This window comes from Streptomyces sp. NPDC012888 (assembly GCF_042900645.1).
GTDB lineage: Bacteria > Actinomycetota > Actinomycetes > Streptomycetales > Streptomycetaceae > Streptomyces.
This window is the reverse complement of sequence record NZ_JBIBBM010000022.1, coordinates 1-9,523: the sequence shown is the minus strand read 5'-3', so window position 1 is coordinate 9,523 and position 9,523 is coordinate 1. Positions and strand designations below refer to the sequence as shown.

Here is a 9,523-nt window from a genome sequence, read left to right as displayed (position 1 = left end):
CCCGGGGGGGGGGGGGGGGGGGCGCCGCCGGGGGGGGGGGGGGGGGGGGGCCGGGGGGGGGCGGGGGGGGGCCCCCCCCCCGCGCCGGGGGGCCCCCCCCCCGGGGGCGGGCCCCCCGCGGCTCTTCACTGCGCTCCGCGCGCCGAAGGCGCGCTACGCGGACTTGCGGCTGTCCCGCGGATGCACCGCAATGTTCATGGCCCCGGAGCGGAGGACCGCCAGCCGTTCGGCCAGCACTTCCTCGAGCTCCTCGCGGGTACGCCGCTCCATGAGCATGTCCCAGTGCGTTCGCGCGGGCTTGCCCTTCTTCTCTTCGGGCCCGTCCCCGTCCACCAGGAGTGCCTGGGCGCCGCACGCCTTGCACTCCCACTCCGGCGGAATCTCCGCCTCTACCGAGAACGGCATCTCGAATCGATGTCCGTTCTGGCATGCGTACTCCACCGCCTGGCGCGGGGCCAGATCGATGCCGCGGTCCGTCTCGTAGCTGGTAACCACGAGGCGCGTACCGCGGAGAGCTCGCTCACTCATGAATCGTGCCTCCCGGGCTTTGTCGCCCACAGGACAGGTGTCGCTGTCGTCGTCATCCGGTCAACGTCCGGTCGGCGGTATAGATTCCCGCTCCGGGTGATGCGTCGCCGTCGTGCCGCCCCTTGTTGTACCCACCAATGCCCGTTTTGTCACATCTGGCAGCAGATGTCACCCAACGTCTTCACTTCTCAAGCGCGCAGTAACGGTCCGCCTGGCAGGCCAAAGGCGTACACTACCGGCCTTTCACTTCGACGTCTAAATCCGTTCGCTAAATCCGTTCGGGAACCGGGTTCCCGGCCGCCTCCACGGCCCTCCTCACCGGCACCCGCGCCAGCAGTACGAACCCCAGCGCGAAGAAGACGACCAGCGAGATGATCGCGTCCCGGTAGCTGCCCGTCACCTGGTACGTCAGGCCGAAGACCAGCGGCCCCACCCACGAGACCCCCCGGTCGCTGATCTCGTACGCCGAGAAGTACTCCGCCTCCTTGCCGCGCGGCACGAGGTGCGAGAACAGCGAGCGCGACAGCGCCTGGCTGCCGCCCAGCACCAGCCCGATCATCGCCGCCAGCGCGAAGAACCACACCGGGGTCCGGGCCGGCAGGAAGTACCCCGCGGCCAGCGTCAGCGCCCACGCGGCCAGCGACCACAGGATCGTCCGCTTGGCGCCGTACACCCGGGCCAGCCGGCCCATACCCAGCGCCCCGACCACCGCCAGCACCTGCACGAGCAGCACGGCCACGATCAGCGTGGACTGCTCCAGCCGGAGCTCCTCCGAGCCGTACACCGAGGCCTGGGAGATCACCGTCTGCACGCCGTCGTTGTAGATCAGGTACGCCAGCAGGAACGACAGCGTCAGCGGATGCCGGCGCATGTCCTTCAGCGTCGCCACCAGCTGCTTCCAGCCGGTTCCCACCGCCGCGGCCGCAGGGTCCCGCACCACCGCCCGGTCCCGCAGCCGGCGCAGCGGCACCAGCGCCCACGCGCCCCACCACAGGCCCGCCGAGGCCAGGCAGATCCGCACCGCCATGTCCTCGGACAGCCCGAAGGACCCGTGGCCCTGGAACAGCACCAGGTTCAGCACCAGCACCAGCGCGCCCGAGGCGTAGCCGAACGCCCAGCCGCGCGAGGACACCGCGTCCCGCTCGTCCGGCTCCGCGATCTGCGGCAGGTACGCGTTGTAGAGCACCATCGAGACGGCCAGCGACGCGTTCGCGACGACCAGCAGCAGCCCGCCCAGCAGGTACCGCTCGCCGCCCAGGAAGAACATTCCGGCGGTGGCCGTCGCCCCCGTGTACGCCGCGGCCGCCAGCAGCGGCTTCTTCCGCCCGGTCCGGTCGGCCACCGCCCCCACCAGCGGCATCACCAGCACCGCCACGATCACCGACAGGGAGACCGAGTACGCGAAGAAGGACCCGGCCCGCACCGGGATCCCCAGCGGGTGCACGAAACCCTCCGCGTCGGCCGCCGCCTTGGCCACCGAGGTCAGGTAGGGGCCCAGGAACACGGTCAGCACGCTCGTCGAGTACACCGAGCACGCGAAGTCGTAGAAGTACCAGCCCCGCTGTTCCCGGAGGCGTCCGGCTCTGCCGGCCCCGTCCTCCGCCGTCTCCTCGGTACGAGCGCTCACGCCGGTGCCCCCCTCGCCGCCTCGCGGCCTATGCCCAGGCCCCGCGCCGGTCCAGCACCGTACGCAGGACGTCGATCCGGTCGGTCATGATGCCATCGACGCCCAGGTCCAGCAGAGCCTCCATGCGTTGCGGTTCGTTCACGGTCCACACGTGCACGGCCAGCCCCCGCTCGTGCGCCGTCCGCACGAACCGCCGGTCCACCACCCGGACCCCCGCCTGCACCTCGGGCACCTGCGCCGCCACCGCGCCCACCCGCAGCGCGGCCGGGATCGCGAACGACCGGAGCCGCAGCCCCACGACCCCCCGCACGCCGTACGAGGTGGCCAGGCGCGGCCCGGCCAGCCGCTGGGCCCGGGCCACCCGGCTCTCCGAGAACGAGCCCACGCACACCCGGTCCCACAGGCCGCGCCGGGCGACCAGGTTCACCAGGGGGTGCAGCGCCGACTCCGCCTTCACGTCGATGTTCCAGCGCGCCTCGGGGAACTCGTCCAGCAGGTGCTCGAACAGCGGCAGCGGCTCGCTGCCGCCCACCCGTGCCTCCCGCACCCGGCTCCACGGCAGCTCGGCGATCCGGCCCCGCAGGTCGGTGACCCGGTCCAGGGTCGGGTCGTGGAACGCGACGAGCTTGCCGTCGGAGGTGGCGTGCACATCGGTCTCGAAGTACCGGTAGCCCGCGTCGGCGGCGCGCCGGAAGGCGGCGGAGGTGTTCTCCAGCCCGTCGGCGGCCCCTCCCCGGTGCGCGAACGGAATCGGAGCCGGGTGGTCCAGATACGGGTGGCGAAGGCGTACGTGCGTCACGGGCGCAGTATGCAACGCGGTCGGGCCGCTCGTCGTGCCGCGCCGGCGACGAGACCGCGCCCGCTGCTGCGTGATGGCGCTCCCCGCCCTCCTGGCGCGCTCCTCGCCCTCCTGGCGCGGTCCGCGCCCGCTGTGACACCCTGCGAGCAGATTCCCGATCCAAAAGGCGTTCCCTGTGGATCGGAAGAGGCCAATTCGACGAGGGTGGACCGGACAGCATGGCTCAGTGGACCTCTGCCGTGGGAGCTACCCAGCTCGCCCGGCTGATCACCTCGCAGCAGCCGCGCCCCGCCGCGGCCGGCGCACGCAAGCCCCCCGCGTACCGGAGCCTGGCCGACGGGATCCGGCTGCTCGTCCTGGAGGGACGCGTTCCGGTCGCCGCCCGCCTCCCCGCGGAACGGGAGCTCGCCACCGCCCTCACCCTCAGCCGCACCACCGTCGCCGCCGCCTACGAGAGCCTGCGCGCCGAGGGCTTCCTGGAGTCCCGGCGCGGTGCCGGCAGCTGGACCTGCGTACCGGCCGGCAACCCGCTGCCCGCCCGCGGCCTCGAACCGCTGCCCCCCGAGGCGCTCGGCTCCATGATCGACCTCGGCTGCGCGGCCCTGCCCGCCCCCGAACCCTGGCTCACCCGGGCCGTCCAGGGCGCCCTGGAGGAACTCCCCCCGTACGCCCACACCCACGGCGACTACCCGGCCGGGCTGCCCGCCCTCCGCCGCATGCTCGCCGACCGCTACACCGAGCGCGGCATCCCCACCATGCCCGAGCAGATCATGGTCACCACCGGCGCGATGGGCGCCATCGACGCCATCTGCCACCTCTTCGCCGGGCGCGGTGAGCGCATCGCCGTCGAGTCCCCCTCGTACGCGAACATCCTCCAGCTGATGCGGGAGGCCGGGGTCAGACTGGTCCCCGTGGCCATGTCGGACGGCCTGACCGGCTGGGACCTGCCCACCTGGCGCCAGGTCCTCCGCGACGCCGCGCCCCGCCTGGCCTACGTCGTCGCCGACTTCCACAACCCCACGGGCGCGCTGGCCACCGACGAGCAGCGGCGCGCGATGGTCGAGGCCGCCCGCTCCGCCGGTACGGTCCTCGTCGCCGACGAGACCATGGCGGAGCTCCAGCTCGATCCGGACCTGGAGATGCCCCGGCCGGTCTGCGCCTTCGACCCGGCCGGCAGCACCGTGGTCACGGTCGGCTCGGCCAGCAAGGCCTTCTGGGCGGGCATGCGGATCGGCTGGGTCCGCGCCGCCCCCGACGTCATCCGGAGCCTGGTCGCGGCCCGCGCCTACGCGGACCTCGGCACGCCGGTGCTGGAACAGCTGGCGGTGAACTGGCTGATGCGCACGGGCGGCTGGGCCCAGGCCGTCGAGCTGCGCCGCGCCCAGGCGAGGGAGAACCGTGACGCCCTCGTCGCCGCGGTCCGGCGGGAGCTGCCCGACTGGGAGTTCGAGGTCCCCCGGGGCGGCCTCACCCTGTGGGCGCGGGCGGGCGGCCTGTCCGGCTCCCGCCTGGCCGAGGTCGGCGAACGCGTCGGCGTGCGGGTGCCGTCCGGGCCCCGCTTCGGGGTCGACGGGGCGTTCGAGGGCTACGTGCGGCTGCCGTTCACGGTGGGCGGGCCGGTGGCCGACGAAGCCGCGGGCCGCCTGGCGGCGGCCGCCCGCCTGGTCACCACCGGCGCGGCAGGCACGGACGCCCAGCCCCCGCGCACGTTCGTGGCCTGACCCCGGCGGCGGCCGCGCAGCCCGGGCGTCGGACCCGGCCGCGCCGACGTCTGGCGGCGCCCCGCGGGGCCGGGCGGAGCTCCGGCCGGGCACGCTCAAGCGCCGCTCGGGCTTGAGGGCGCCGGGCCGGGGGCCGAAGCCGGGGCGCCCCCGGCCGGCGGCGTCCGGAGCGCGGGGGCGCGGGTGCGGCTTTCGTCGGGGTCAGCGGTCCGCCGGGACGTCCGGGCACGCGGCCTGCGCCGGAGCCTGGACCACCACCCCCTTGGACTCCACCCGCTCCGGCAGCAGCGCCAGCACCGCCTCCCGCTGCCCCGCCCCCGCCGACTCGTCGTACGGATCGGGCGTCGCCGGTACCTGGAGCCGGTGCACCGGCCCCGCCCCGAGCCGGGCGTACCCCCGCCCCGGCGGCAACTCGGGCGTCGGCGTGGTGTGCGGCGGCAGCCCCAGCACCGCCGCGATCCGTTCGGCCGGGGCCGGCCCGAGAACCACCCGTCCGCGGGTGTGCGCCCACACCGCCTCGTGCAGCAGCTCCAGGTGGTCGAACTGCTCCGCCACCACCACCGTGATCCCCGCCGACCGCCCGTGCCGCAACGGCACCTGGAGCCGGTCCAGCAGGTCGGTCCGCCCGTCGGCCGCCGCCAGGTGCCCCAGCACGCTCGGCCGGTCGAGCAGGATCCACAGCGGACGCCGCACGTCCTCCGGCGCCGGCCGCCCCGCCTGCCGGGCGAGGTTCGCGGCGACCAGCCGCCGCTCCGTCTCGCGCGCGGCCCACTCCAGCGTGGCCAACGCCCCCGCCGGCCCGCACTCCACCGCCAGCACCCCCGTACGCCCCGCGAGGCACGCGTACTCGCCGCCCCCTCCGCCCTCGACCACCAGCACGTCCCCGCCGTGGTGCAGGGCCTGCAGGGCGATCGACCGCAGCAGGGTCGACGTACCGCTGCCCGGCTGGCCCACGGCCAGCAGGTGCGGCTCGGTCGACCTGGGACCCGTACGCCAGATCACCGGCGGCACGTCCCGCGTCTCCTCCCCGTCCCACACCGGGAGGGTCCGCTGGACCGTCCCGGAATCCGTGAACCCGAGCACCGTCTCGCCCGGCGCCGTCACGAACCGCTGCGCGGCGATGCCCGTCGGCAGCGCCGGCAGCACGCTCAGGTCCAGCGTGTTCCCCTCCTCGTCCCAGTCGAAGAGGTACTCGCGGCCCCGCCCGGACTTGGCGTGCAGCAGCGCCTCGATCCGCGCGCGCGAAGCCGCCTCGCCGTCGGTGAAGTACGCGGGGTAGCGGATCCGGAGCCGCTTGATCCGGCCCTCCCCGTCGAACCCGTACTCACTGAACGCCCGCTCCCACTCCCCGCCGTGGGCGAACAGCGGAGCCGGGTCCTCCGGGATCGAGAAGTACGGCACGAGCGCCTCGTACAGCGAGGCGAGGCGCTCCCGCTCCGCCTCGCCCGGTCCGGTCTCCGCCGGCCTCCGGTCGCGGCCGTGCCAGGCGGCCGTCGCCATGACCGTGAGCACCGCGAGGGCCGGCCCGTACGGCACCAGCACCACCACCAGCACCACGGCGGCGGCCAGGAACAGTGCGGGCCCCCGCTTGTCCTTGGGTGTCTCGGCCCACTTGTGCCGGGCGAGCACCGCAAGCACCCGCAGCCCGCGGCCGATCACGATGAGCGGATGGAGGACGTCCGTGGCGCCGTCGGCGGCCGTCCGCGCGAGGTCGCGGCCCCGGGCCAGCGATGTGCTGCCGCGTTCGAGGATGCGGGGAAGTGGGCGCCGGGCGGCCACGGGCGTCTCCTGGAGTTGTGGCGGGTCCTACTGGGCCGTACTGGGCCGTACGGTTCGAGCGGGTCGTACGGGTCGTACGGGTCGTACGAGTTGTACGGGTCATACGGGACGGACGGCTGCGATCGACGAGGGCGGCTCAGAGCTTGATGCCGCCCAGCAGGCTGGCCAGGCTCGCCGTGCTGGCCGTGATGCTGGGCGCGATCGCCGAACCGGCGAGGAAGAAGCCGAAGAGGGAGCAGACGAACGCGTGGGTGAGCTTCAGCCCGTCCTTCTTGAAGAAGAGGAAGCAGATGATGCCGAGCAGGACCACGCCTGAGATGGACAGGACCATGAGGGTTTCTCCTGGTGGGTGGGGACAGTCACCATCAGTTCTCCCTACCTCACAGGAAGTATCAATGCGACAACAGGTGCATCCGAGTGAATAGCCGCATTTTTCACTTGACCGGGCTATCCGGACTGGCGTGCCGGATCCCGCCGCCCCGTCCCTGTGATCAGCGGTTACGGCGAGTAAGCTGTGGTTTCGTCCGAGCGGACGCCGAGCGTGACGAACGCGACAGGCCCGACGAACCCGACGGACCCCGATGAACGTGAACGAACCAGGACCGGAAAGGCAGCACGCCCCGATGAGCGAGAGCCCCCACGACGCCCCGGACACCCCCGACGAGGACGTCATCGAACTGGCGGCCAAGATCTTCGACCTCGCCCGGCAGGGTGAAACCGCCACCCTCGACGCCTACCTGGCCGCAGGCGCCCCCGCGAACCTCACCAACGACCGCGGCGACACCCTCGTGATGCTCGCCGCGTACCACGGCCACGCCGACACCGTCGCCGCGCTGCTCGCCCGCGGTGCCGACGCCGACCGCGCCAACGACCGGGGCCAGACCCCCCTCGCCGGCGCCGTCTTCAAGGGCGAGGAAGCCGTCATCCGCGCCCTCCTCGCGGGTGGGGCCGACCCCGCTGCCGGCACGCCCTCCGCCGTGGACACCGCCCGCATGTTCAACAAGACGGAGCTCCTCGCCCTCTTCGGAGCGGAGTAGACCGCACCGTGCCACCGCGCCGTGGCCACCGCACCGTGACCACGCGACGACCACCGCGACGACCACCGCGGCCGTAAATGTGGTCGCGGCGCACAAAGCGGCTGGGTCATCATGGCGTCGGATCCGGAAAGAGCCCCGAGGGACGGGGTAGAGGCCCCGAGACACGGGGTACGGGGGGAGATCCGGTCACCGACGAAAGAGAGAAGGCAATGGTCTACATCGAGCGGAACATGACGGCGGACGCCCTCACATGCTGTTACGCGGCTCTGTGAATCCCGATTCCCGGTTGCGTCCCCAGCTTGATTTGAGGCCATTCCCATGTTCGAACCAGTCATAGCTCCGAGCGGTACCCTGCTCGGACTCCTCCAGCGGGGCCGCGGCGACGGCACGCTGCACGCGCTCGCCGCACCCCGGGCGGAAGCCCTCGCGGCGCTGAACCAGTGCGTGCTGCACGATCCGCGCCAGGACTGGCAGGTCGAGAACCGCTCGCTCTACTACGCCCGCCTCTACCTGGACCTCGACGGCCCGCTCGCCGAGATCGAGAACCACCTCTTCTCGCCCGAGGACCTCGTCGACGACTCCGACACCCGGACCGGGCTCGCCCTGTCCGTCCTCGGCCACCTCGCCTCGTACGGTCGCGACGACGCGCTCATGCTGCTGCGCCGCTACGCCGCGTACGGCGCCAACTGGGCGTGGGCGCTCGACGAACTCGCCCTGCGTGACGACGACGCCGGGCTGCGCACCCTCGCCGGGCCCGTACTCGCCCACTTCCCGGAGACCCCCGAGGGTGAGGCGCGGCTGGCCGCCGCCGTCCGCGACGCGTACGAACCGCGCCCGTGGAGCCTGTGGGAGACCATCCCCGCGCACGCGGCCCGGCTGCGCGCCGCCCGTGAGCAGGGCTCGTTCTCCCGCTGGCAGCGCCAGCTCTCGGCGGACGGCCCGCGTCCGGGCTGGAGCGTCCAGGCCGTCTTCGACTGGGCTGCCGAAGGCCTGCGCCGCGGCACCCCGCTGCACGTGCCGGCCGCCCGCTGCCTGGGCGCCGTCGCCACCGCCGAGGACCGCCCGGAGATCCTGGCCGCGGCCGCCGGCGCGGCCGGCGAGGCCGCCCGCGCCACCGCCCTGCACCACCTGGTCCTGGCCGAGCCGGAGAACCCGGCCGTCCTCGACCTCATCGAACTCGCCGCCGACGAGCCCGCCGTAGCCGCCTACCGGCGGATGTGCGGACCCACCGCCCTCACCAGGGCCCGCACCTGGGCCTCCCGCCCCGACGCCCTGGGCGAGGCCGCCGCGGCCCTCCTCGCCTCCCACGGCACCCCCGAGGACGCCCCCCTGGTCCTCACCGCCCTCCGCACCACGGTGCGCGGCTCCGGCCCCGACGCCGAAGCCCTCTTCACCCTGGTCGACGGCGCCGGCCGGCTCTCGATCGGCTGCGCGGCGCCCGTCCTGCGGCACGTCTACCGCGAGACCTCCTCGTCCCACCTCCGTGGCCGGGCGGCCCGCGCCCTGGCAGCCACGGACCCGTCCTTCCCGGCCGGCTTCGCCGTCGAATGCCTCTGGGACTGCGAGGAGACCACCCGCGAGGTCGCCGCCCACCACGCCGAAACGGCCGACGCCCGCGTCGCCCCCCGCCTCCGCCGCCTGGCGGCGGACCCGGCGGAGGAGGAAGAAGTCCAGTCCGCCGTCCGCAGCCGCATCGCCCCGGAGCAGCTGAGCGGCTGAGCAACTGAGCAACTGAGCAACTGAGCAACTGAGCGGCTGACGCCGCAGCCGTAGCCGCGGCCCGGCGCTCCGCCCCCGTCCCCGCCCGCGGGGGCGGGGGCGGCTTGGCGTGCTGGGGCGGAGGCACGCACGGCGATCGGGGTGGGGGCGGCTGGGCCCACGCGACCGGACCGCGAACACCGGGCGGGGGTGGGGGCGGCCGGACCCGCCGGACCGGGGGCGTTGGGTGCGTCGGGGTGGTTGCCCGTCCGTCCCATCGTCCTTCCGTGGCCGTCCGCCCTGTCAAGGGCGCTCCTTCGTCGCGTCGCTGCGC

At 74.0% G+C, this 9,523-nt stretch carries 8 protein-coding genes; 3 read left to right on the top strand and 5 right to left on the bottom strand.

The window, feature by feature from the left end; translation table 11 throughout:
• Positions 1 to 153: 153 nt before the first annotated feature.
• The 3 genes from ACFY61_RS30250 to ACFY61_RS30240 form a co-directional block, all read right to left on the bottom strand.
• A complete protein-coding gene (locus ACFY61_RS30250; protein WP_003959706.1) occupies positions 154 to 528 on the bottom strand; it encodes an RNA polymerase-binding protein RbpA in 375 nt (124 codons plus the stop codon).
• Positions 529 to 796: 268 nt separating this feature from the next.
• The gene (locus ACFY61_RS30245; RefSeq protein ID WP_389477247.1) at positions 797 to 2,155 is read right to left on the bottom strand and encodes an MFS transporter; all 1,359 of its coding nucleotides are present in this window, start codon (positions 2,153 to 2,155) and stop codon (positions 797 to 799) included.
• 28 nt (positions 2,156 to 2,183) lie between these two features.
• A complete protein-coding gene (locus tag ACFY61_RS30240; RefSeq protein ID WP_389477245.1) occupies positions 2,184 to 2,954 on the bottom strand; it encodes a glycerophosphodiester phosphodiesterase in 771 nt (256 codons plus the stop codon).
• A 218-nt stretch (positions 2,955 to 3,172) separates the two neighbouring features.
• On the opposite strand from ACFY61_RS30240, the gene ACFY61_RS30235 reads away from it, so the two are divergent.
• The gene (locus tag ACFY61_RS30235) at positions 3,173 to 4,675 is read left to right on the top strand and encodes a PLP-dependent aminotransferase family protein (protein WP_389477243.1); all 1,503 of its coding nucleotides are present in this window, start codon (positions 3,173 to 3,175) and stop codon (positions 4,673 to 4,675) included.
• Positions 4,676 to 4,876: 201 nt separating this feature from the next.
• Here the strand turns inward: ACFY61_RS30235 and ACFY61_RS30230 are convergent, their stop codons facing one another.
• Positions 4,877 to 6,454, bottom strand: coding sequence for a hypothetical protein (locus tag ACFY61_RS30230; protein ID WP_389477241.1), 1,578 nt, complete (start codon positions 6,452 to 6,454; stop codon positions 4,877 to 4,879).
• Positions 6,455 to 6,590: 136 nt separating this feature from the next.
• On the bottom strand, positions 6,591 to 6,785 hold the full coding sequence (locus tag ACFY61_RS30225; protein ID WP_389477239.1) for a hypothetical protein: 195 nt from the start codon (positions 6,783 to 6,785) through the stop codon (positions 6,591 to 6,593).
• Positions 6,786 to 7,077: 292 nt separating this feature from the next.
• Between ACFY61_RS30225 and ACFY61_RS30220 the strand changes: the two genes are divergently transcribed.
• A complete protein-coding gene (locus tag ACFY61_RS30220; protein WP_389477236.1) occupies positions 7,078 to 7,491 on the top strand; it encodes an ankyrin repeat domain-containing protein in 414 nt (137 codons plus the stop codon).
• Between the two features lie 318 nt (positions 7,492 to 7,809).
• Entirely contained in the window at positions 7,810 to 9,210 is a 1,401-nt protein-coding gene (locus tag ACFY61_RS30215) for a HEAT repeat domain-containing protein (protein ID WP_389477234.1), read from the top strand.
• Positions 9,211 to 9,523 lie beyond the last annotated feature (313 nt).

What these genes read in the sequence shown, in the direction of transcription:
- ACFY61_RS30250 (WP_003959706.1), bottom strand. Translation starts at nt 528, where the DNA reads ATGAGTGAGCGAGCTCTCCGCGGTACGCGCCTCGTGGTTACCAGCTAC.
- ACFY61_RS30235 (WP_389477243.1), top strand. Translation starts at nt 3,173, where the DNA reads ATGGCTCAGTGGACCTCTGCCGTGGGAGCTACCCAGCTCGCCCGGCTG.
- ACFY61_RS30225 (WP_389477239.1), bottom strand. Translation starts at nt 6,785, where the DNA reads ATGGTCCTGTCCATCTCAGGCGTGGTCCTGCTCGGCATCATCTGCTTC.
- ACFY61_RS30220 (WP_389477236.1), top strand. Translation starts at nt 7,078, where the DNA reads ATGAGCGAGAGCCCCCACGACGCCCCGGACACCCCCGACGAGGACGTC.
- ACFY61_RS30215 (WP_389477234.1), top strand. Translation starts at nt 7,810, where the DNA reads ATGTTCGAACCAGTCATAGCTCCGAGCGGTACCCTGCTCGGACTCCTC.